General features: G+C 71.6%; 19 protein-coding genes and 1 pseudogene. 14 read left to right on the top strand and 6 right to left on the bottom strand.

Translation table 11 applies throughout. From position 1 onward, the window contains the following. Positions 1–108: 108 nt before the first annotated feature. The 11 genes and pseudogenes from F4559_RS17345 to F4559_RS36900 form a co-directional block, all read left to right on the top strand. Positions 109–972: a LysR family transcriptional regulator gene (locus tag F4559_RS17345; RefSeq protein WP_184669992.1), complete on the top strand. Its 864-nt coding sequence runs from the start codon at positions 109–111 to the stop codon at positions 970–972. A gap of 680 nt (positions 973–1,652) precedes the next feature. After that, complete coding sequence (locus tag F4559_RS17340; RefSeq protein ID WP_184669990.1) at positions 1,653–3,506, top strand: albusnodin/ikarugamycin family macrolactam cyclase; 1,854 nt, start codon at positions 1,653–1,655, stop codon at positions 3,504–3,506. Next, the gene (locus tag F4559_RS17335; protein WP_184669989.1) at positions 3,490–3,810 is read left to right on the top strand and encodes a PqqD family protein; all 321 of its coding nucleotides are present in this window, start codon (positions 3,490–3,492) and stop codon (positions 3,808–3,810) included. The genes F4559_RS17340 and F4559_RS17335 overlap by 17 nt, the downstream gene beginning before the upstream one ends. Next, positions 3,807–4,232: a lasso peptide biosynthesis B2 protein gene (locus tag F4559_RS17330; RefSeq protein ID WP_221447263.1), complete on the top strand. Its 426-nt coding sequence runs from the start codon at positions 3,807–3,809 to the stop codon at positions 4,230–4,232. Before F4559_RS17335 ends, F4559_RS17330 begins: the two co-directional genes overlap by 4 nt. A 121-nt stretch (positions 4,233–4,353) precedes the next feature. Next, positions 4,354–5,148 (top strand): protein-L-isoaspartate O-methyltransferase family protein, encoded by a 795-nt coding sequence (locus tag F4559_RS34470; protein ID WP_221447262.1) that lies wholly within the window; start codon positions 4,354–4,356, stop codon positions 5,146–5,148. 389 nt (positions 5,149–5,537) lie between these two features. Further along, positions 5,538–6,710 (top strand): hypothetical protein, encoded by a 1,173-nt coding sequence (locus F4559_RS17320; protein WP_184669987.1) that lies wholly within the window; start codon positions 5,538–5,540, stop codon positions 6,708–6,710. A gap of 1 nt (position 6,711) precedes the next feature. Then, positions 6,712–8,319 (top strand): SPFH domain-containing protein, encoded by a 1,608-nt coding sequence (locus F4559_RS17315; protein ID WP_184669985.1) that lies wholly within the window; start codon positions 6,712–6,714, stop codon positions 8,317–8,319. 458 nt (positions 8,320–8,777) lie between these two features. Then, the gene (locus F4559_RS17310) at positions 8,778–9,761 is read left to right on the top strand and encodes a hypothetical protein (protein WP_184669983.1); all 984 of its coding nucleotides are present in this window, start codon (positions 8,778–8,780) and stop codon (positions 9,759–9,761) included. A gap of 427 nt (positions 9,762–10,188) precedes the next feature. Then, positions 10,189–10,716 (top strand): GNAT family N-acetyltransferase, encoded by a 528-nt coding sequence (locus F4559_RS17305; RefSeq protein WP_184669981.1) that lies wholly within the window; start codon positions 10,189–10,191, stop codon positions 10,714–10,716. A gap of 288 nt (positions 10,717–11,004) precedes the next feature. Further along, positions 11,005–11,529 carry a transposase gene (locus tag F4559_RS17300; protein ID WP_446689147.1) on the top strand — a complete coding sequence of 175 codons (525 nt, stop codon included), beginning with the start codon at positions 11,005–11,007 and terminating at the stop codon, positions 11,527–11,529. After that, positions 11,469–11,771: pseudogene (locus F4559_RS36900) on the top strand (transposase); the annotation flags it as partial. The gene F4559_RS17300 and the pseudogene F4559_RS36900, both read left to right, overlap by 61 nt. Before the next feature lie 88 nt (positions 11,772–11,859). Here the strand turns inward: F4559_RS36900 and F4559_RS17295 are convergent. Genes F4559_RS17295 through F4559_RS17285 form a run of 3 tightly spaced genes read right to left on the bottom strand, consistent with a single transcriptional unit; the run spans position 11,860 to position 13,646 of the window. Next, the gene (locus F4559_RS17295) at positions 11,860–12,468 is read right to left on the bottom strand and encodes a dihydrofolate reductase family protein (protein ID WP_184669978.1); all 609 of its coding nucleotides are present in this window, start codon (positions 12,466–12,468) and stop codon (positions 11,860–11,862) included. Beyond that, positions 12,465–13,262: a metalloregulator ArsR/SmtB family transcription factor gene (locus F4559_RS17290; protein WP_184669976.1), complete on the bottom strand. Its 798-nt coding sequence runs from the start codon at positions 13,260–13,262 to the stop codon at positions 12,465–12,467. The genes F4559_RS17295 and F4559_RS17290 overlap by 4 nt, the downstream gene beginning before the upstream one ends. 48 nt (positions 13,263–13,310) lie before the next feature. After that, on the bottom strand, positions 13,311–13,646 hold the full coding sequence (locus tag F4559_RS17285; protein WP_184669974.1) for a cupin domain-containing protein: 336 nt from the start codon (positions 13,644–13,646) through the stop codon (positions 13,311–13,313). A 71-nt stretch (positions 13,647–13,717) separates the two neighbouring features. On the opposite strand from F4559_RS17285, the gene F4559_RS17280 reads away from it, so the two are divergent. Together F4559_RS17280 and F4559_RS17275 are read left to right on the top strand one after the other, a co-directional pair. Next, entirely contained in the window at positions 13,718–14,653 is a 936-nt protein-coding gene (locus F4559_RS17280) for a GlxA family transcriptional regulator (RefSeq protein ID WP_184669972.1), read from the top strand. A 42-nt stretch (positions 14,654–14,695) separates the two neighbouring features. Next, positions 14,696–15,229 carry a hypothetical protein gene (locus F4559_RS17275; protein WP_184669970.1) on the top strand — a complete coding sequence of 178 codons (534 nt, stop codon included), beginning with the start codon at positions 14,696–14,698 and terminating at the stop codon, positions 15,227–15,229. A 3-nt stretch (positions 15,230–15,232) separates the two neighbouring features. Here the strand turns inward: F4559_RS17275 and F4559_RS17270 are convergent, their stop codons facing one another. Both F4559_RS17270 and F4559_RS17265 read right to left on the bottom strand, forming a co-directional pair. After that, a complete protein-coding gene (locus F4559_RS17270; RefSeq protein WP_184669968.1) occupies positions 15,233–15,394 on the bottom strand; it encodes a hypothetical protein in 162 nt (53 codons plus the stop codon). A 22-nt stretch (positions 15,395–15,416) separates the two neighbouring features. Further along, positions 15,417–16,241, bottom strand: a complete 825-nt coding sequence (locus F4559_RS17265; RefSeq protein WP_184669966.1) for a class I SAM-dependent methyltransferase — start codon at positions 16,239–16,241, stop codon at positions 15,417–15,419. Positions 16,242–16,276: 35 nt separating this feature from the next. Between F4559_RS17265 and F4559_RS17260 the strand changes: the two genes are divergently transcribed. Beyond that, positions 16,277–17,152: a DMT family transporter gene (locus F4559_RS17260; RefSeq protein WP_312865700.1), complete on the top strand. Its 876-nt coding sequence runs from the start codon at positions 16,277–16,279 to the stop codon at positions 17,150–17,152. On the opposite strand, the gene F4559_RS17255 is transcribed toward F4559_RS17260, so the two are convergent. Beyond that, positions 17,149–19,773, bottom strand: coding sequence for a SpoIIE family protein phosphatase (locus tag F4559_RS17255; RefSeq protein ID WP_184669964.1), 2,625 nt, complete (start codon positions 19,771–19,773; stop codon positions 17,149–17,151). The two genes, F4559_RS17260 and F4559_RS17255, sit on opposite strands and share 4 nt — an antisense overlap. Positions 19,774–19,997: the final 224 nt, after the last annotated feature.

Here is a 19,997-nt window from a genome sequence, read left to right as displayed (position 1 = left end):
TGTCTCCTTGCAGCCGTGTCCAACCCCGTAAGCGGGACACCCTCACCCCACCACCGCTGGATGCGGTACGTCCAAGATCGACCGCGCCACGATCGATAACCTGAAGGAATGGACCGGTTGGAGACGCGGGAACTGGCGTATTTCCTGGCGGTGGCCGATGAACTGCACTTCGGTCGCGCCGCGACCCACCTGGGCATCACGCAGCCCGCGCTGTCGAAGACGATCCGGCGACTGGAACGCCGCCTGGGTGTCGGCCTGTTCGAACGGACCAGTCGCGCGGTCACGCTGACCGAGGCCGGTCGGGTACTCGCCCGCGAGGCACGCACGGCGCTGGACGCGGTATCCGCCGCGACCGAGCGAACGCGGCGGGCCGGCACCCGAGACCCGCGGCTGATCCTGGCCATGAAACCCGGCGGCGACGCGGGCCTGCTCCCGGCAATCCTCGCGGCCTACGAACGCGAACCGGACGTGTTGCCGATCGAGGTGGTCTTCGGCGGCAACCGCGCACGCATGCTGCGCGAAGGGCAGGCCGACGCCGCACTTTTGTACACGCCGCCCGACGATGTGCGCGGGCTGGACACCGAAACGCTATTGAGCGAAGCACCGGTCGCCGTGCTGCCCGTATCCCACCCACTCGCGCACCGGGTCGGCCTGCACGTGGCCGACCTCGCGGGCGAAAACCTGCACAAGCACAATCCCGCCGATGCCGGCGCGATAGGCAGCATCAGCGAACTGATGCACCTGATCGCGCTGGGGCGCACGGTCGCCGTGTTGCCCCAGTCATTGACCACCCCTCTCCGCGACGACCTGACCACCGTCCCGGTGACGGACATCCCGCCGAGCGTCCTCCTGCTCGCCTGGCCCGCGCACAGCACATCCCCGTCCGTCGCGGCCCTCCCCCGGGCCACCACGAAAGCCGTGTTCGCAGAAGACATCGCGCTGTCCGCAGTCGAATCACCCCAAGGACGCTGATGGCCGCATCACGGACTCGACACGCCGACTTGACAGGGAAGTCCGTATAGGGCCACGCGCCGGTGTCCGGCTGCTTGACGCAATACCCATGGTGCACGGTCCGCGCCCGGCACCGCTGTGTGGGTGCAACGGGTGGCACACGCCGTCGCTGTGGTGGAAGTGGTGGTCGCGTGCGTCCTGGTCGACCGTGGCGTCGCCGGAGGCGGCCGTGTGTTGCTCGACGGCGCGACGATCCTGTCGGGAATCCCCGCAGGCTGCGGAAGCCGTCTCGGTCGTCAGCGACTTTGGTGACAGGGCGTGGCTACTGCTGGTTCGTACATCGAGGGGTACTGGTCCCACCGTCGGTGTCGACGGTCGTCCCGTCGCGGTCCGGGCTGCTCGTTGCGACTGGGGTCAGTGGTGAGTTCGGGTGTGCAGGAGGGCGCGCAGGTCGGCGACGCCGAGGGCACGGTCGTCGACCGCACCCTGGGGATCATGAAGGCCGACAAGGTCGACGACACCCAGTACAAGTACTCCTGATCCGCCTCGCCGGTGCGGCGCCCCGGACATTCCGGGGCGCCGCACCGGCCCGCCGGTCCCGGAGGCCGCCCGCGATATGCGCGGTCGCGATGCGTCCCGGACCGGCCGCACGACGATTCCGGCATGCGGGCCGGCGTGGACGGACAGGAGGGGAGTGGGCGGTGAGGTGGATCGCGGGTCGGCACGGCCCGGGAACGGGATGGGTCCCGGTAGGGGACAAGGTCGAGGGGTGCGGCGGGCTGTGGTCGGCGGAATGGCCGCCGGCACGGGTGCGCACGGTCGGCGACGGGAACCGTCGGATGGCGGTGTTCGGGGACTGCGCGGCCCGCGCCGTGTGCCTGGAGCGGGGGCTGCGGGCCGCGGTGGCCGGGGACCTCGCGGCGGTGACCAGGTGGCCGGGCTCGTATCTGGTGGTGCTGCGCGACGCGGACCGGACGGTCGTGGTCGGGGACCTGCCGGGGATGTTTCCCGTCCACTGGACGACACAGGCCGCGACGACGTGGTGGTCGACCTCGGCGCTGCTGTTGGTCGCGGACCGGGGCGTGCCGCCGGTCGAGGCGGTGGACCCGCCGGTGTTGGCCGCGCAGTTGGCGTTCGGCCAGCCCGACCTGCCCGGGACCCGGTCGGTTCTGCGTGGTGTGCGGCGGGTGCCGACCGGGCACGCGCTGATGATCGACGAACACGGACCGGTCCCCGTCCGCCACGAACCGATCGACCCGGCCCCGTCGGACCGCAGCCGGGCGGCACCGGCGCTGAGCGGGGCGTTGCGGGCAGCGGTGGAGTCCAGGCTGGACGGCCGACCGGTGAGCGCGGATCTGGCCGGGGTGGACTCGACGACCCTGGCGGTGCTGGCCGCCGAACGCGGTCCGGTGCTGGCGGTGACCTTCGCCGACGACCGGCTGCGCGACGACGACCTCGCCCACGCCCGCCGTACCGCCGCCGTGGTGGCGGCCCTGGACCACCGCGTCGCCCGTGACCCGGCGGCGGTCTACTACGCGGGCTTGGGCGACCCTGCCGGCCTGCCGCTCACCGACGCGCCCAACGCCTACACCGCGACCCTGGCGGTCAAGGACGCGGTGTTCGACACGGTCACCGCCGCCCACGGCGACGGCGGGGTGCATTTCACCGGCTCCGCCGGTGACGGCGTGCTCGGAGCCGGCCCCGACCACCTGGCCGACCTGCTGCGGGCCCGACGTTATGGGCCGTTTGCGGCTGGGCTGCTCGGGCACGCCCGGCTGCGCGCCGAGTCGCCGTGGACGTTGTTGGCCCGCGTACGTCCCGCCGCGACCATGGCCGCCGACTCGTGGCGGGCCACGGCCCGGACCCTGCACCGCCCGGCGACGCGGTGGGAACCGGACTCGCGGCGGCCGTGGGCGTGGTCACCGCCGGGCACGGTCGCCGACTGGCTTCCCCCACCGGCCCGCCACGACCTGGCCGACCTGCTGGACACCGCCGCCGACCAGGCCGCCTCCGCGACCTGGGTACCAGACCGGCTGGAACACTGGACCACGAGGCAACGCCTGGCCCAACTCGCCGTCGACGTCACCGGCCGGCAGGAGACCGCCCGGACCCGCCACGGCGTGGAGGTCGCCGCCCCGTACCCGGACTCCGAGGTCGTCCGGGTCTGTGCGGCCGTGCCCGGCCGCCTGCGCGGCAACCCGCACCGGTACAAGCCGCTGCTGCAGGCCGCGTTCACCGGCGTCGTGCCCGACCACGTCCTGCACCGCGCCACCAAGGGCGGCTTCGACGCGATCGCCTACCGGGGACTGCGCGATCACGGCCCGACCCTGCTCGCCCTGCTGGGCGGCGACTCCCGACTGGCCGCGCTCGGACTGCTCGACCCCGTACCCGCGACGGCCATGCTGGACCGCGCGTGCACCGGCCGCGCCGCGGCGATGGGCGCCCTGCACCAGGTGATCGCCGCCGAACTGTGGCTGCGCCGCCTCGACCACGCCCCCGGCAGACCACAGTGGACGGAGCAGACCCCGGAGGTGGCTTGTGCGGCGACTGCGTGAGGGCGTGCACCCCGCGCTCACCGACGAAGGCGGCGTGCTGCTCGACGAACACACCGGCACCTGGACCCTGCTGACCCCCACCGCGGCCTCCGCGTTCACCACCCTGCTGGCCGCGCCCGACCTCGACACCGCCGCCACCCGGTTCGCCTGCCTCCACCGCATCGACCCCGACGTGGCCGGCCGGGACCTGCGCGCGGTCGACCGGCGACTACGCGAGGACGGCCTGCTGACCACCGGCCCCGACCGACCACCCACCACAACCGACCGCCTGCGGAAATGGTGGCGGCGTAGGAGGACGTCGTGACCACGACCGAAGCGTTCACCACCTCCCCGCGCGGTGGTCCCGGTTGCCGCGCGGCGGCCACCGTCGGCCTGGTCGCGGCGATGCTCCTGCTGCGGCTGGCCCCGTTCCGGGTCGTCGTTGCCGCCGCCCGCCTGGCCCGCAGGGTCGGACGCCGCACTCCCGATCCCGTCCACGCCGCCGACCTCGTCGACGCCGTCCGCCACACCGGCCGGTGGTGGCCGACCCGCGTGGCCTGCCTGGAGACCTCACTGGCCGCCACCCTCGCGGCGGCGGTCACCGGCCGACGACCGGTGTGGTGCCTGGGCGCCCGGTTCCGCCCCGAACCGGTCGAGTACCACGCCTGGGTCTGCCTGCCCGACGGCACACCGGTCGGCGAGTACCTACTCGCCGGCCGCCACCACCACGCCACCCTGGAAATCTGACCCCTTGCCACGCCATCAGGTGAACCGCCGGAGTTCCGCTCCACCGGACCCGGCCTGCGCCGCCCACCCGACCCTAGGGTGGGCGGCCCCCATTCCCGGCCCCCTGGGAGCGTGCGCCGTCGTGTCGCAGACCGTGGACTACACCCGCTATGCCCACCACCCCGGACGCGGCGAGACCGCGATGCGGTCGAACCCCGACGCCATCGCCCGCGACCTGGACACCCTCGACGTGCGCCCCGGCCACCGCGTGTTGGAGATCGGCACCGGCTCCGGCTACTCCGGGGCACTGCTGGCCGCCCTCGTCGGCGAACGAGGCACGGTCACCAGCCTCGACGTCGACGCGTTCCTCGTGGACTGGGCCAGGCTCATCCACCACGAACACGGCGTGCGCACCGTGTCCTGCGTGACCGCCGACGGCGTCGCCGGACACCCGCCCGACGCGCCCTACGACCGGATCGTGGCCTGGTGCACCCCACCCCGACTGCCCGCCGCCTGGACCGACCAGCTCGCCGACGACGGACTGATCGTCACCCCGCTGCCCGTCGCCCCGGTCCCGCACGTCACCGTCGTCGCCCGTATCCGTGTCACCGGCGGGGTCCCGACCGCGGAAGCCATTGCCGACGGCGGCTACATGCCCACCACCGCCACCCCGGGCGACTCCGACACCCCGCCCCGCCACGTCGACTGGGAATACCGCCGCCCCGACCGCACCGGCTGGATCTCCACCGCCTGGCGCGACCACGACGACCCCCTGCACACCCACGCCCGCCGCCTGCTCGACCGACTCCTCGACCACCCCCACACCCCGCCCACGCAACCCGACCGCGCCCCGTCCGGATTCGACTGGTCGTCCTGGCGGTCCTGGATCGCCGCCCACCACCCCGACGGCCTCACCGTCGCCGCCCGTCCACGATGACCTCGCGATCGGCATCTCACACCGCGACGAAGCCGCCCTCGTCCGCACCGACGGCACCCTTCTCGCGACCGACCGACCGGACGGGCACCGCACTGGACGCCCTCCACCTTGAACTTGCCGGGTGGACGCGTTTCGAGGTCGAGCGGCCCTCTCCGTTGCCGCTCGACAGTATTCGGACTGATCCCGACCCGTTCGGCATGTCACGGGTGGAACAACCACGCTGAGGCCGGCGACGTCGTGGTACCGCCGATCGGCTTTGCCATGCCGGCGTTGCGTAACGATTCGAGTCGGCCCGCAGTAGTGCGGGAACGCCTACAGCGACTGGTGCACATCATGGCCGCAACACGCAGTAGGTCGGTCGGACGTGATCCGTTGCTACAGGAGGCCGTGTGCCACTCGTGGAACGCTGCGTCATCGGGGTCGACATCGAGGGGTTCTCCGCGTTGGTGGAGCGCCACCAGCTCCTCGTGCAGAAGGAACTCGACCGCGTGCTGGACGAGGCCGCGGAGAGTACCGGGCTGCCGAGGGCGGACTGGGTGCGACAGCCGGCAGGTGACGGTGAGCTGGCCGTTCTGCCGCCGGACGTCGACCTCGTCGCGCTTGTGCGGACGTTCACGCGCGAACTCGACTGGCGGCTTGCCGACCACAACGAAGACCATGCGTCCGCCCGCATCCGGTTGCGCCTGGCGATGCACACGGACGTGGTGGCCCCAGGGCCTTTCGGCTACGCCGGACCGGGACTGATCGTGCTGAGTCGGCTGCTCGATGCCCCTGCCCTGCGTCGGGGTCTGAAGCTCGCCCCGGACGAGCACGTCGTCCAGGCGGTGTCCGAGCCGCTCTACCGGAAGGCCGTGTTGCCCCAGTTGGGCGGCCTGCGGCCCGAGCAGTTCCACCGGACCGAGGCCGTTCTGCCCGGCAAGCGGTTCCGCCAGGACGTCTACCTGCACTTCCCGCGCGGCGGGCGGCCGGCACCGCGTGCCGCGGCGTCGCCGTCCGTGCTGCTTTCGCTCGTGCGGACGCCACCGGCACCGGCCTCCGCATCCGAGCCGGTCGCTGCCCCGCCCGCTCCGGTGCTCCAGCCGTTGCCGCCGCACGTGCGCGAGCTTGTCGACGGTGTCCACGACGCGCTCGCGGCAGGCGAGGTGGGCCGTGCGGACCGGCTCACGACGCTCGCGCTGTTGGCGCAGGCGAATCGCAGGTCGTTCCTCCGCGGCGCGGACGCGGCGAAACTCACGGACACCCTGTTCGCGGAACTGGACGGCGCCTGGTCGGAGACGTCCGGGGGCCGGTGGGGCTTCGGCGCCCAGCGGGAGCGGCTGGCGCACCTGGTGTTGTCGGGGCAACGGCCGTTCCTCGACATCTGCCTGGCGCTCGGCTGGCGGGCCCGAGGCGACGACTTCATCCCGCTGTACCCGGAGTTCGCGACGCACGCCGACGACAGCGGCGCACCGTTCTACCCGACGTTGCGCGACCCGGAACACGAAGACGGCTCGCTGTGGCACGGCGAGTGGACGGCCACGGTCCTGGCCACGCACGTCCGGCTGCGCGATTGGGAGGGATGACGTGATCTACGTGCTCGTCGCCCTGGTACTCGCGTTGGCATTCGCGGGCTGGAAAGGGCTGCGCCGGGTACCGCCCGGCCACGTCGGCCTCGTCGAGAAGACGGTGGGCCTGAGCCGCAAGCCGGGTGACGATCCACGCGTCAGCCATCTCGGTTCCCGAGGCTTGCAGGCAGCGGTGCTACGCGGGAACACCACCACGTGGTTGCCCACCTTCGCATACCGGGTGCGCATCGTCCCCATGGTCACCGTCCCCAATGGAACGATCGGCGCCGTCGTGGCCAAGGCGGGTCGCAGCAGGGAACTCGGCGAAGCGTTCGCCGGATATGTCCGATGCGACTCTTTTCAGGACGGCGTGAGTTTCCTGCGGGAGGGCGGCGTGATCGGCCGGCAGCAGCAACCGCTGACCGGCGGCACGTACTCGATCAACACGGACCTGTTCGACGTGCTCACCGTGGACAGTCCCGAAGAGGATCTCGCCCGCGAGGAACTGACCGCGAACACGTTGCGCGAGGTCAGCCTGGCCATCGGCGAAACCGGCGTAGTCGTCACGCATGTCGGTGCCAGTCCCGTGCCGGGCGAACTGGGACCGCCGGTGGCCGGCCACGCGGACTTCCAGCGGCCGTGGGATTTCCTCGCGGGTGGCGGGCGGATCGGCGTCCAGCGGGCGATCCTGTCCGGCGGCGGTCGGTACGCCATCAACCCGTGGTTCGCGAAGGTCGTCAAAGTGCCCACGCGGGTGCTGAAACTCGAATGGAACGCGGAGCCCAAGGCCGAGTCCAACTTCGACGCCTCGCTGGACCAGGTGACCTTGGAGGTCCAAGGCCACACCGTGTGGTTGGACATGGAGCAGAACGTGGAGATCCTGCCCGAGGCCGCGCCCAGGCTCGTCCAGCGCCACGGTGCCCAGGGCGAGGACGGTCGCGAGTCGGTGCAGCACTTCGTCGGCAAGGACCTCGCCTCGACCGTGACCGGGTACTTCCGGCGGATCTCCCCGCACTACCGCATCCAGCAGTTCATCACCGAGTACGACGCGGTCTGCAACGAGCTGGCGGCCGAGGTTTCACAGGCCCTCGCCCCACTGGGTGTGCGGGCCGAGAGCACGACGCTGGGCAACTGGCGCTGCGACGACGACGAGATCAACGCGATCCGCCGCAAGATCGCGCACCAGCAGGAGTTGGCGAAGCTGGAGCAGGAGCGGTTGGTCGAGTTGAAGGCCATGTTGGCCGGCGAAGAGGTCCGCACCAAGATCGACCTTCAGCGGGTCAAGGTGGACGAGGCGCGGCGGAAACTCGACCTGATCAAACTCACGACGATGGTGGAACTGCTCGGTCCGCACAACGTGGCGCTGGAGCGGATGCTGGCGCAGTGGGTGAAGGCCAACGTGCCGCAGTTCGTCGGCGGTGGTGACACGGGCATGGCCCAGGCCCTGCTGCAGGCGATGCCGTTCAGCCAGGCCAAGGACATGCTGTTGGCGATGACGAACGGTGCTCAACCGCCGCTGCCCGACACGCCGGACCGGCCGGAACTGGCCGCTCACGGTTCCACTGACGACCTCGATCCCACCAGCCCCGGTGCGGACGACCTCAGGCTGGACGACTTCGACGAGTGACGCTTTCGGCGGACGATCCGCGCCGGCGTCGCCTGGACCGCGCAAGCGGTCCCTCGGACGGTTGCGCGGTCCAGGGGTGCCAGTCGGACGCGCGGGTCCGCCGTGGCGGCCAGGCCCGAACCGCGTCCCCGGTGCGGGTTCGGCGGTAGTCTGGAGAATGGACGGAGAAACATCGAAATCCGATGTGTCGTACCAAGCCGATCGACGCTGCGGGCTGCGCCTGGCGTGGGGAAGCGTCGTGCTGGGCTTCGTGGGAGTGGCCGAGGGAGTCTACGGCTCGACCGCCCTTGTCCGGAACGCGTTCTCGCCCCCCCCACGATCAGGTCTGGGTGTCGACTCTCCTGATGGTCGTGACGATAATGGCGGCCTGGTGCCTGCGCTCGGCACTGCGGTTCAAGGCACTGGCCCTCCGGTACCTCGCCGAACCCGCTCGGAAGCCCGGGCCGACCGAACCGTTCGTGCTGTACCTGCGCTCGTTCAAGGAGGATCCGCACCGGGGCACGCCGGAAACGCATCGCGCCCTGCCCCTGCTCGATCTCACGCCGCCGGGCGTGATCCACACGTTGTTGACCGCCGGGAAGAGCGCGGAGGACCATCTCGCCTCGTGTTTTCGCGACATGGGTCCGGTCATCGCGGTGGGACAGCCGGGGGAGAGGCTCCCTCCGGCCGTCGGGGCGCGCCGGCTCTACCTGGAACAGGGGCCCTGGAAGAACCAGGTACGGGACCTCATCTCCCGCGCGCGGTTCGTCGTCCTGGTGGCCGACGACACCGAAGGGACGTTGTGGGAGTTCGCGGAGGCCACCCGGCTCGTGCCACCCGAACGCTTCCTGTTGGTCGTCCCGGCATCGGAGAAAGCGTACGAGGCGTTTCGCCGCAAGGCGACGGTGCTGCCGCGCGGGGACGCTGCCCGTACCGGGCGAGACCGGACCGTGCCGCGGCTTCCGGTCGATCCGCGGATCGACTCCGACCGGATCGGGATGGCGCTTCCGCACGGGTTCCCATTCGGCGGCGTCGTGTCCTACTCCCCGGATCGGGAACCCGTGTTCACGCCACTGCGGGTCACCCCGCCCGCCCTGGGCATGGGGCTCGTCGGCCCCACCCTGTGGCGGACCGTCAGACCGGCGGTGGAACGGGCTTTGGACGCGGAGGCGGTGATCCTGAAAGCGCATCACGACGAGTTGTATCGCACGCGCAAGGACCTGGTGTTCGCCCGGCGAATGCATGCCGTGATGCTCGCGGGCCCGTTCGCCTTCCTGGCCTACCTTCTGATTCGGTGGAAGTGGGCTGCGGGCGAGGGCCTCGACGGGCTTTCACCCGAATGGTGGGTCAGTCTGATATCGGCGGTCGTCCTCTGCGGCTACCGCACGTACAGGCACGGTGTCATGCGTCGGACGGGCGTGTTGCCCATGCCGCCGTCCGACGGACCCGGAACCACACGCTGACCGCGCCGCACCTTCGCACGCCACCAGGCCCCGGTTCGGGGAGACCCGTGCCGTACGCGACGGATGTGGGCCGCGCTTCTGGCGGATGGCCGAGGATGTCCCGCGGTCGGCGGCGTTCACGGCACGCGCGGTCCGATCCGGGCCGTTATCGCGGTCGGACACTCTGGCCACTCGACCCTCGATGATCCGCCCGGCAGGAAGGGGACGTCGGTGACCGCCGCGATGCGGCGGCCGTAGGGGTGGGCGGCTGTGATCGCCTCCGCGATCCTGTGGCGACGGATGTAGTTGTTCGCCTGCTGCAACGGTTCCACCCCCCCCGGCGAACCTCTCCTGCGCCGGCCGGGCCGTGCACCCGGCTTCTCCCGGCCGGCCTCTACCATGGCCGCAGCCGCCACCTCGCGGTCCTTCGTTGTCCACGCGGCATCGGATGATCGCGTGGTGGCTGCGTCCCGTCCGGTTTACAGGTCCCGCCGAAAGGCTGATTCCGGTGAAAGTGACAGCAGCGCGGGTGGCCGACGTCGCGAGCTTCCTCGGCCTGGCCGGGCACGTCGAGCAGTGGTTCGGGCCGATGGTCGACCAGCCCGGATTCCGCGACGCCCTGCGGCGCAACATCGACCGAGGCACCGCGATGTGCGTACGCCCCCAAGATGGTGGCGATCTGCGTGGCGGCATCCTGTTCACCATTCGCCCACCGGTGTGCCGGATCGGGTGGCTCGTCGTTGCGCCGCCCGATCGTGGTACCGGTGTGGGCCGGGCACTGGTCACCGAGGTGGTACGTCGACTCGACGGCTCGGGCATGGTCGAGGTGATCACCTTCGGCGAGGACCACCCCGCCGCCCGCCCCAGCGGCGCCCGGACGTTCTACCTGCGGCTCGGCTTCGCCGCCCAGGAACCTGCCGACCCCGGACCGGATGGCACTTCGCGTCAGTGGTTCAGAAGGCGGGTCGTCAGCTGACGATCACGAAATACGGCTGTCCTAGTAGGCGCGGGCGAGGTCGCTGCGCACGTCGAGCGTAGTGCGATGGCCAGGCCCGAGTACGTGTACGAACCCGCTGTGAACGGCTTCGTACGGTGAAGTCCACCCCTGCCAGGTCCGCGCTCACCCGTCGACCGTCCTTTCCGCCACCGCATCCCCTGTCCTGACGGATACCCGCCGTCACCATCGACTACCGGCCAGAGCCGCTTGTCCGACAGGCCGGCGTTGACCGGCCCGGACGGCCTGCTGAAGCTGTTCACCGAGAACGTGCCCAAGACCGCCTTGGCCGAGGAGACGACCGGGCACCTCGGCCGCGAGAAGAACCGCGCGGAACCCGGACGTGAGTCGACCAGCGTGCGCAACGGCAGCCGGACCGAGACGGTGATCTCCGACGCGGCCGGCGAGGTGGGGATCGGGGTGATCCGGGACCGGGATGGCACCTTCGAGCCGCGGATCGTGAAGAAGTGGCGACGTCGCCTCGCCGAGGTCGACGGGATCGTGTTGTCGTTGTATGCCAGGGGAGTGACCACCGGGGAGATCTCGGCCCCTTCGGCAGGATCCACGGCGCCTCGGGGTCGAGGGAGCCGGTCTCGCGCATCACCGGCAAGGTCGTCGCGGAGATGGGCGACTGGGCCGCCCCGCCTACCGGATGCCGTCTGTGCGGCGGTGTTCCTCGACGCGATCGTGGTCGAGACGCGCGGCGGTTGGTTCGTGGACCGGCCGGTCCACGCCGCGATGCCTGGGACGAGTTCGTGCCGTTCCTGGACCACGACGTCGAGATCCGGCGGATGATCTGCTTCACCAGCGCGATCGAGTCGCATGAGTCCGCTACCGCCGGGCGGTCCTCGCTCGGGGGCATTTCCTGATCGGGCCGGCCGTGATGGGGTGTCCGTACTTGATGGGTGTCCGTACTTGTCGTCCGTGGCCTCGACCCCGCCGGAACGGGCCGCGTTCGGTGGTTGATGCGCTGGAAGCCCATGGTGAACGCCTTCGCGATCACCTTCGGTGGCAGTCGGCCGGGAGTCGAGACCTGACGAGTGGCAACGCCGGACACACCGACTACGAGACAGACCGGGCCTGGCCTGTGCGAGCGATTGCCGGTGGAGACTTGTGCCGAACTGATCACTTGGTGGTTGTCGGGGGCCGAGGGTGGTGGCGGGTGTAGGTCAGGGTGGTTTCGCCTGAGGGGCCGGTTTCGTGGTGGGTCAGGGTCCACCTTGACGGGGGTAGGTCGGTGTCGAAGAGGCGGTGGCCGGTGCCGGCGATTTCTGGGGTGATCATCAGGTGCAGGCGGTCTACCAGGTTTGCGGCGAGTAGTCGGGTGATGACGCTGGCGCTGGAGTTGATCAGGATGTCGCCGACCTTGGTGGATTCCTTCAGTTCTTCGATGACCTTGGTGGTTGGGGCGTTGGCGATGCGGGTGTGTTTCCACGGTGCCTCGGTCAGCGTGGACGACAGCACTACCTTCTCCACGTCGACCAGCCACTGGGCATAGGCGCGGTCCTGTGGATGGGCGTCCTCGTTGTCGGCTACTGACGGCCAGAAGCCGAGGAAGCCCTGGGCGTTGACCCGGCCCAGTACTGCCGTCGTGGCGCCGTCCCAGATGCGGGCCAGGTGGCGTCTGGCGACCTCGGTCGTGGCGTAGCGGACGATCGGGCCGAGGTCGCCGTCGGGGCCGGTGTAGCGGCCGTCGAGAGTCAGGTTGATGTTGGCGGTCACGGTGCGGCTCATGCCTTTTTCCTGTCGATCGTGCGGGTGAGGTTGTCGAGGACCTGGTTCCAGCCGGTTGTGATGCCGGCGATGAAGTGAGCCGCCTTGGTGTCTGTGTCGGTGATGCGCAGGTCAAGGTGGAGGCTGGTGCCGGTCCGCTCCGGGGCGAGGGCCAGGTCGTAGTGGCCGGTGAACGACACCGCTCCTGCCGCGTCGAGCACCGAGAGGTCGAACGCGAGGTGCTTGGGGGTCTTGGCGGTGTGGACGCGTCCTTCGGAGCGGTATCGGCCCTCGGCGTCGCGGTACTCCAGGACTGCCCGGCCGCCCTTCTTCGGTTCCAGGACGCACTCGACGACGGTCAGGGATGGCGGTACCCACCACGAGGCCAGTCGGTCCGCGTCGGCCCAGTACTGCCAGACGATGTCCACGGGTGCGTCCAGGTGGCGTTCGAACCTGAACGTCCGCCCGTCGGCCCAGCCCTTTTCGGCGATCGCGGTCTCGGCCTCGATCGCGGCGTGGTAGCGCGTGATCACGTCGACCTCGCCCTGGTGTGCCCGGGTCTTCGCGATCAGGGTGGCCAGCGCACGTTCCAGTTCCGTCAACGGGCCGGGTTCGAGCGCGTACACCCGCCGCCGGCCCACCGGGTGCACGCTCACGATGCCCGCCCGCGCCAGGGTCTGGAGATGCTTGGTCGTCTGCGGCTGGCGGGACCCCGTCAGCTCGGCCAGCTCGCCGACCGACCGCGGTCGGTCGGCGAGGAGTACGACGAGACGCCACCGCGCTTCATCCCCGAGTGCCGCTGTGATCCTTTCCATGGGGTGAAGTATTCACGGGGGAGAATATTCCTGTCAAGGAATGTGTTCTCACCCGATGGGGTAGAAGACGAAGAGCGTGCAGCCGGTCGTGGTCTGGGGGATGTGCCAGGACTCCGCCGGTGCGTGGAGGAACGTGCCGGCGGGGTAGTCGCGGGCGCCGTCGTTGAACGTCCCCGAGACCACGTAGACCTCTTCGGGGCCGGGTGAGTGGACGTCCCGGTGCGGCCAGGACGTCCCCGGGTCCATTTCGAGGACGTTGGCGTGGGCGCCGTCCGATCCGGTCCACAGTGGACGAAGGCGGACGCCCGGGAACAGTTCGCGGACCGGGGAGTCGGCCACGGTGACGGAGGTATAGCCCTCCTGGGCAAGGATTTCCTGGTTCATGGCGTCCACCCTGTCGGGCGCGGACCGGGCCGGACAGTGTCCGGAAAGACACCCTGGGGTACTTTCAGGCCATGCATCGTGTGGTGGCCCTCGTCCGGCCGGTGCAGTCGACGTTCGAACTCGGTTGCGCCGCCGAGGTCTTCGGCACCCGGCGGGCGGGCGTGCCGCACCACTACGAGTTCGAGGTCTGCACCGAGAACCCCGGTCCGGTGCCGACTTCCGCCGGGTACGCGATGACCGTGACCAGTGGCCTGGAGGCGTTGGAGTCCGCCGACACCGTCCTCATTCCCGGCTGGAAACCCCTGGACGAGCCCCTGTCGCCCGCCGTCCGACAAGCCCTTCTCGACGGGCACGCCCGAGGCGCACGGCTCGTCACGATCTGCACCGGCGTGTTCGCCCTGGCCCGCACCGGACTGCTCGACGGCCGAAGCGCCACCACGCACTGGCAGGTCGCGGACCGCCTCCAGGAGGAATTCCCGGCGGTGCGAGTCGAACCCGACGTCCTCTACGTCGACCACGGCGACGTGGCCACGAGCGCGGGCGCCGGCGCGGGCATCGACCTCTGCCTGCACCTCGTCCGCCAGGACCACGGCGCCGCCCACGCCGCCCTCGTCGCCCGCCACATGGTCATGCCCCCGCACCGTGACGGCGGCCAAGCGCAGTACGCGCCCACCCCGCCGCCGGACGACGACCTCGACGGCCTCCTCGACTGGGCCGCCGCACGCCTGGCCACGCCCCTGTCGGTCACGGACCTGGCCACACACCTCAAGGTCTCCTCCCGCACCCTCGCCCGCCGGTTCGCCGACCGGCTCGGCACGAGCCCCGGCGAGTGGCTGCTGTCACGCCGCATCGCCGAGGCCCGCACGTTGCTGGAGGGCACCGATCTACCGGTGGACGCCATCGCCGTCCGGGTCGGTCTCACCTCCGCGGTCAACCTGCGCCGCCGCTTCCACGACCGCGTGGGCACGACCCCCGGCGCCTATCGGCGGGCGTTCCGCGTCCGCTGATGTCTGACCCCCTTGTTACCGTCCGCCCGAAGGGGGTCGGACATGGGTGAGTACGTGACGGTGGCGGCGGTGATGACGGTCGCACGACCACGCGTGCGGGAGTGGCTGCGTGCCGCGGTCGTCCCGGCGTCGACGTGGACCGACTGGTCCGGTGTCGAGGGCTGGGACGACGCTGCGGTGGCGGAATGCGACCGGTGGCTGGAGGGCGACTACGCGGGCCTGCTGCACGAACTGGTCGACGACAGCGGCCTGCGGATCGGTTTCGACGAGGCCACCGGCTCGCTGACCGTGGACTTCGACGCGCGCGTCGACTTCCGGCTGCCCTCGCTGATCTGGGCGTTCACCGTCTTCCGCGGGCTGGCCGACGTCATGGTGGACGACGACGCCGGGCTCGTGACCGTCACCGGGGACTGGGACGACGCCCCGGTCGCCCTGCACCTGTCGCCGGGCCGGTCGGAGTTCGTGCGCGGCGCGGCTTTGGCGCGAGCCGCTGACCTGGAGTTCGACGTGCGGTGCGCGGTGGGCGACGTGGACGACCCGGCGACCGAGGTCCTGGACCGACTGCTCGGGCCATGACGCTCACCCGAGGTACCGGTCCAGGTGACCGCGTCCCGGTGCCGGCGGAATGCGTGGACACCACCAGCCCCGTGCCCGGAGTCGCTTGATGATCGGGAGCAGCAGCACGGCCTCGGCGGACCGGGCCGGCAGCGGCTTGTCGACCGCGGTCGGCGGTACCGACACCGGGATCGCACCCCCGGCCGGGTCAGGGTCGCCACAGGTCGACGCCGATCTCCCGCACGCGCTCGCTGAACACGCCGTCGGCCGCCGTGGTGCGCAGGAGCCCGCGAAGCTCTTCCTCGAACGCCGGGAGGTCGTCGCCGAACAGGTGGGGCGCCGAACCGGACAGGGAGAACACCGCGGCCACGACGTCGTCCACGCTCCGGGTGACGACCCGTCCGGGCACCTCGAAGTGCCGGTCGTGGGTGAAGCCCGCCGCCTCGTAGATCCCGGCTTCCCCGTCCGCCGTGCCCTCGGGCAGCGTGCCCTGGCCGGCGCGACGGACGGGACCGAGGTACCGGCGTACCAGGTCGCCGATCCCGGCGTGCGGCGGCCGGGGATGGGGCAGGCCGTCGTCCTCGACGCCCTCGTGGGTCGTGGCGTGGACGTGGGCGCACACACCGTCCGGCGAGAGCATGGCCCGCACCGCGGCGGCGACGGTCGCACGATCCATCCAGTGGAACGCCTGGGCCAGGGTGACCAGCCGGAACGTGCCCAGACCCGCCGGGAGGTCCTCGGCACGCAGGTGGACCCAGCGGATGTTCGTGATCCCCTCCCGCGCCGCGATACGGGCACCTTCGGCGACCATGGCCGCGTCGGCGTCCACGGCGACCGCCTCCCGGAACAGGTGCGACAGGGGCAACGTCAACGACCCCGGACCACTGCCGACGTCGAGCAGCCGCCCCGTGCCGTCGAGGCCCGCCGCGGTGGCCAGGGTGTCGACGAGGGCGGTGGGGTAGGCAATGCGCCCCCGCGCGTAGTAGGCGGCGCTTCCGGCGAAAAGCGAGGAATCCCATTGCCACGTGGTCATGTGGTTCGAGTCTAGGCGCGGGGTACGTTTCGGATGTGGAAGCTTCCGTGCGGTGGGGGCTGGTCGCCGCCGCCGCCCCGATCGCCTGGGGCGGCACCTACTACGTGACCAGGCAGACGATGCCGCCGGACCTCCCGTTGTGGGGTGCCGCGGTCCGGGCGCTGCCCGCCGGGTTGCTGCTGCTCGCCGTCCGGCGGGAACGCCCGCGCGGCGTCTGGTGGTGGCGGTCGTTCGTGCTGGGCACGCTGAACATGGGCGCGTTCTTCGCGCTGGTCTACGTGGCGGCCCAGTTGCTGCGGACGAGCGTGGCCGCGACGGTCATGGCCGTGCTGCCCGTGGTGATGATGCTGCTGGCCTGGCCGTTGCTGGGGGAGCGCCCGCGGTTCCCGCCCCTGCTCGGCGGCGGGTTCGGCGTGGTCGGGGTCGTGCTGCTGGTGTCCACCGGGGTGGACCCGGTCGACCCGCTCGGCCTGGCCGCGTCGGTGGCCGCGATGCTCATGTCCGCCCTGGGGCACATCCTGACGAAACGCTGGGGCAGCGGGCATTCCGTGCTGTCGGTGACCTCGTGGCAACTGGTCGCCGGCGGGCTGGTGCTGCTCGTGGCCGCGTTCGCCGTCGAAGGTCCGCCACCGGCGCCGACCGGCAAGGAGTTGCTGGGGATCGGCTACGTGTCGATCCTGGCCACCGCGTTCGCCTACGCCGCGTGGTTCACCGCTTTGCGGCACCTCGAAGCCGGCACCGTCGGCCTGATCGGACTGCTCAACCCGGTCACCGGCGTGCTGCTCGGCACGGCGCTCGCGGGCGAGCTGCTGACGTCGCGGCAGATCGTGGGACTGGTGCTGGTGCTGGGTGGCGTGCTGCTGGGCCAACCGGTGTTCGCACGGCGGCGAAAGTCCACAGTGGACTGCTAGGGTCGGAGGCGGACGTCCAGCGGGCCACCCGGACCGGTCAGGCCCGACAACGTCAGCACCCGTGCCGGCGCCGACCCCGCGCGCACCGTGACCACCGGCCGCCGCCCGGCCGCCGACGCCGCCTCCAACAGCAGCGCGACACCGGAACTGCTCAGGTGTTCCACGGCGGTCAGGTCGATCTCCACCCCGCCGGCGGCGACCCGGCCCAGCAGGTCCGCCCGCGTGCGTTCGATCGTCGTGCGGTCCAGCGCCCCGGTCAGCCGCACCACCACGTCGACCCGCTCGAACGGGCCGGTGTGCGCGACCGGGCGCGGGGCCGCCGACACGGTCGGCAGGTGGAACACCACGGTCGTGCCGTGCTCGTCGTGGTCCAGCAGCACCTCGTCCGACAGCATCCTGATCATGCCCAGCCCTCGGCCCCGGTGCCCGGGGTCGACCGGACTCGGCCGCCACCGGCCCTGGTCGCTCACGCGCACCCGCACACCGCTCGTCGTCACCGACACCGAGTAGTCGAAGTCGCCCGGTCCGTCCGGGTACGCGTGGTCGACGGCGTTGGCCGCGGCCTCGCCCAGTGCGAGCTGGAGGTCGTAGGCGAGGTCCTCGGCGAGGCCCGCCTGCGCGGCCCATCGGCCCACCCGGCGGCGCATCAGGGCCAGCTCGCCGGGCACTGCCGGCACCCGGCGGCGCAGCGGCTCCGGCAGGTGCCGGGCCACCACCAGCGCCACGTCGTCCTCGCGCCCGCCGGCCAGCAGGTCGTCGGTGATCGCGTCGGCCAGCTCGCCCGGCGGCCGGGCGTGCCCGGCCGCGGCCACCCGCAGCAGCCGGTCGAGGCCGAAGTCGATCGGCTCGCCGCGCCGCTCCACCAGACCGTCGGTGTAGAGCACCACGGTCGCGCCGGGCGGCAGGGTCGTCACGTCGTCGCGATAGGGCGCCCGACCGCGCGACCCCAGCACCGGCCCCGCCGGCGTGCCCCGGAACCGGCCGCCGTGCGCGTCCACCACCAGCGGCGCCGGGTGGCCCGCGATCGCCAGGCGCAGTTCGCCGGTGTCCCAGTCGAAGACCAGGCACGCGCACGTGCTGCCCGCCGCGCCGTCGATCCGCGCCGCGAACGTGTCGAGGCGCTCCAGCGCGGCGGCGGGGGAGTGGCCGTCGAGCAGGTAGCCGGACAGGGCGCTGCGCAACTGGCCCATGACCGCCGCCGCGGCCGGACCCTTGCCCACGACGTCGCCGACCGACATCGCCACCGCCGTGGCGCCCACCGGCAGCACGTCGTACCAGTCGCCGCCGATGCGCGAGTGCGACGAGGCGGGCAGGTAGCGCGCGGCGGACGCGAGCCGTTCCAGGGCGGGCGGTTCGTGGGGGAGCAGGCTGCGCTGCAGCGTCTCGGCGATCTCGTGCTCGCGGTGCAGCCGCCGGTCGCGCTCGGCGTCGGCCCGCCGGCGTTCGGTCACGTCCCGGCCGATCGCCTGGTAGCCGGTGGGCGTGTCCTGGACGCTCATCTCCACCGCGACCACGCCGCCGTCCGCGCGCCGCAGCTCCCACACCTCGGTCGTGTCGCGTTGCCGCAGGTCGGCGTGCGGCCCGGACACCACCAGCTCGCCGACGTGCCGGTCCAGCAGTTCGGTCCGGCCGTAGCCGAGCAGCGCGCACGCCGCCGGGTTCACCTCGACCAGCCGCAGCTCGCGGTCGAGCACCCAGATCACGTCGGTGGCCCGCTCGACCAGCAGCCGCAGCCGGCGTTCGCCCTCGCGCGACGCGCGGTCGGCGTCGGCCCGCTGCGCCGACTCCCAGCAGCGGTTGACCACCAGTGACACCAGGGCCACCTCGGCGTCGGTCCACCGGCGCCCGGTCGCCTGGCTCGCGGCCATCGCGCCGACGAAGCGGCCCGCCCGCGACAGCGGCAGGCAGATCACCGCCCGGATGCCGGTCCGCCGGTAGGCGACCAGATCGGTCCGCGTCAGGCCGGGGTCGCTCTCGCTGTCCTCGACCACCCAGGGCCGGCCGGCCCGCATCGCCTTCACGGCGCCGGCACCGAAGTCGGCCAGGACGAACCCGTCCACGGCGGGCAGGTCGTCGTCCTCGTCGGCCCGCGCGTACACGCATCGGTCGACGCCGAGGTGCTCGGCGAGCATGCGCGTGGCCGTGGCCAGTACGTCCTCGGCGTCGTCGAGCCGCTGCAGGGCGCGGTCGAGCGAGGCCAGGAACCGCTCCCGTTCCTCGACGACCCGCTGCCCGGTGGTGTCGACGAGCACGCCGCGCAACCGCGAACCGGTCACCGCGGCCCGTTCGTGCAGCCACACCACGTCCCCCGACGCGGTGACCGCCCGGTAGGTCAGTTCGTACTCGGTGGAGTCCTCGATCCGCGCCCGCCGTGTCCGGGTGACCTCGTCGAGGTCGTCGGGGTGCACGAAGTCGCGCCAGCGCGTCACGACCTGCCCGAACCTGCGCCGGGCGGCGGCGGAGACGTACCGCAGTTCCCCGGTCCGCGCCTCCGCCTCCCAGACGACCACCGGCACGCCGTCCACGAGTTCCCGGCAGGCGGATTCCCGGTGACCGGGCAACCCCCGCTCCGGTAGCCGGCGGTCGAGGTGTCTTCCACCGCCTTCGGCAGAGTCGTCCATGGGCGCGAACCTCACCTGGCCAGATCGGGCAGTCCGGATGCTACCCGTCGGCACCGACAGGCATGGCCGCCCCCGGAATCCCCGATCGCGGGGAGCGAAAACCGAAGAGGGTTCATGTCACCGCGGGTCGGCGGACGGGAGGAAAGCCGTCCGGATGGCCGCTCCGGGCCCGGGCATCAAGGCACGAAACGGGCCGGTATGAGAGCGAGAAAAGTGCCATTCGC

The sequence above is a fragment of the Saccharothrix violaceirubra genome (assembly GCF_014203755.1).
Classification (GTDB): Bacteria; Actinomycetota; Actinomycetes; order Mycobacteriales; family Pseudonocardiaceae; genus Actinosynnema; species Actinosynnema violaceirubrum.
This window is presented reverse-complemented; position numbering and strand designations above follow the sequence as displayed.

What these genes read in the sequence shown, in the direction of transcription:
- F4559_RS17265 (WP_184669966.1), bottom strand. Translation starts at nt 16,241, where the DNA reads ATGACCACGTGGCAATGGGATTCCTCGCTTTTCGCCGGAAGCGCCGCC.
- F4559_RS17255 (WP_184669964.1), bottom strand. Translation starts at nt 19,773, where the DNA reads ATGGACGACTCTGCCGAAGGCGGTGGAAGACACCTCGACCGCCGGCTA.
- F4559_RS17290 (WP_184669976.1), bottom strand. Translation starts at nt 13,262, where the DNA reads ATGGAAAGGATCACAGCGGCACTCGGGGATGAAGCGCGGTGGCGTCTC.
- F4559_RS17305 (WP_184669981.1), top strand. Translation starts at nt 10,189, where the DNA reads ATGATCGCGTGGTGGCTGCGTCCCGTCCGGTTTACAGGTCCCGCCGAA.
- F4559_RS17275 (WP_184669970.1), top strand. Translation starts at nt 14,696, where the DNA reads ATGGGTGAGTACGTGACGGTGGCGGCGGTGATGACGGTCGCACGACCA.
- F4559_RS17280 (WP_184669972.1), top strand. Translation starts at nt 13,718, where the DNA reads ATGCATCGTGTGGTGGCCCTCGTCCGGCCGGTGCAGTCGACGTTCGAA.
- F4559_RS17295 (WP_184669978.1), bottom strand. Translation starts at nt 12,468, where the DNA reads ATGAGCCGCACCGTGACCGCCAACATCAACCTGACTCTCGACGGCCGC.
- F4559_RS17345 (WP_184669992.1), top strand. Translation starts at nt 109, where the DNA reads ATGGACCGGTTGGAGACGCGGGAACTGGCGTATTTCCTGGCGGTGGCC.
- F4559_RS17285 (WP_184669974.1), bottom strand. Translation starts at nt 13,646, where the DNA reads ATGAACCAGGAAATCCTTGCCCAGGAGGGCTATACCTCCGTCACCGTG.